Here is a 709-nt window from a genome sequence, read left to right as displayed (position 1 = left end):
TTCGCCGATGCCCCCTGTAAATTTTGCTGGCAAGGCGCCATGGCGAGAAGACGCGATCAGGTCGCTCCCAACCCGTGTCGACCTTGCTCTGGTCAATCGTTCCCTTGCGCGCGAGTGTGTCGATTGCCACAACCACTATCCCAGCCGCCATGAACCCCAGGATCACAGACAGACTTACAGGGTCTCCATGGATCACCGCCTCAAGGAATATCCATCCAAGGAATGCCGGCATGACGGCCATCACAGCCACCCATCGCGCAAAACCAAATCTGGAGCTCCAGCCATGTCCTGTACTCATTTTTGACCATCCTTCAGCTGCGAAGTGGTGAGTGAGCCTTCCGGTGTAGGGATATGATATATCCCTGTATCCACTTTGGTAGCCTCAACGATCCCATAATGCGCCGATTACAAGCGCTGTCAACCATTTGATCTATATGTTGTTTATAGCGATATGCTAAAAGCCATACTATGCTATCTGGCCTGTAATACCCGCTCCCGTTCTGATGTACTGGCGCTGCACTGGCGCTGCACTGAGCAACGGGATAGGTAGGTATATCGAGGGATAATGCGGGATACTACCTATGATAACTTGATGATAAATATAAAATATGAAAAATGCTTATATTTCAAAAAAGATGGATATTTTCCGTGTTACGCCTCCTAAGCGGTAGGTCGCGCGTTCGATTCGCGCTCGGGGCACCAATATGCC

At 50.4% G+C, this 709-nt stretch carries 1 protein-coding gene; it reads right to left on the bottom strand.

All coding sequences use genetic code 11. From position 1 onward, the window contains the following. Positions 1-298 (bottom strand): hypothetical protein (locus tag M7F93_RS11865; protein ID WP_298173819.1); only part of this gene is annotated, 298 nt, incomplete at its 3' end. Between the last annotated feature and the right edge of the window lie 411 nt (positions 299-709).

This window comes from Acidithiobacillus sp. (assembly GCF_027322205.1).
Classification (GTDB): domain Bacteria; phylum Pseudomonadota; class Gammaproteobacteria; order Acidithiobacillales; family Acidithiobacillaceae; genus Acidithiobacillus.
This window is presented reverse-complemented; position numbering and strand designations above follow the sequence as displayed.